The sequence below is a fragment of the Haloechinothrix sp. LS1_15 genome, assembly GCF_033042135.1.
Taxonomy (GTDB): domain Bacteria; phylum Actinomycetota; class Actinomycetes; order Mycobacteriales; family Pseudonocardiaceae; genus Haloechinothrix.
Map to the genome: position 1 here is coordinate 1 of NZ_WBXM01000031.1, position 767 is coordinate 767.

General features: G+C 71.2%; 1 protein-coding gene and 1 pseudogene. Both read right to left on the reverse strand.

The genetic code is table 11. The annotated features are described in order from the left end of the window. The coding region (locus tag F8178_RS20350; protein WP_317496469.1) for a DUF222 domain-containing protein at positions 1-501 on the reverse strand (501 nt) is incomplete at its 3' end. Between the two features lie 42 nt (positions 502-543). Beyond that, positions 544-767, reverse strand: a pseudogene (locus F8178_RS20355) (HNH endonuclease); the annotation flags it as partial.

Here is a 767-nt window from a genome sequence, read left to right on the forward strand (position 1 = left end):
CCAGGGTGGTGGGATGCAGGTTGGATGGCCGTCGGTTCCGATGTGGATGTTCCATTCGCTGTGGTGGATGCGTCGGTGGTGTTCGCCGCTGGGGAGGGCGGGGTTGTCGAGGTTGGTGGGTCCGCGGTGGGCCTGGTGGTGGATGTGGTGCGCCTGGCACCGGCGTTCGGGGCGGGTGCAGCCGGGGAAGACACAGCTGCCGTTGCGGAGCGCGGGGGCGCGGCGTTGGGTGGTGGAGACGGTGCGTTGGCCGCGGCCGCCGAGTACGGCGGGGATCACTCCGGCGTCGCGGGCATGGCGGCGGGCCTGCTCGGCACTCAGCGGCAGCTCCTGGTTGAGCAGCGCAGTCGAGGCTGGTAGCCCGTCGGCACACAGCTCGCGCAGCGGGATGGTGATCACTAGGCGGGGTTTCTCCCCGCCTTCGGCGGGGAGCTTGCCCTCGTCGAGTACGAGCCTGATCATCGCCGCGAGTGCATCACCCTGGCGCTGGGGGCCGGGTATCGGGGGTGCCGTCGGTGGCGGGTTGGGGTTTGGCCAGGGGGCTCAGCGCGGTTTCCAGGGCGTGGCCGGTGGTGTCTCGCCCACCGCGCTGTGGTGGGTGTTGCAGGCCAGCGCGCGGGCCACCCGGCGTTTACCTTCGGCCAGATCCGCCTGGAGGACGTCGCGCAGCAGCGAGGGCAGGCTGGGATAGCCGTACTCGGCCAACGGCCCCCGATCAGCCATCTCGGCCAGGATCTCCCCCTGAATCGCCGCCGCCTGCCGTTGCA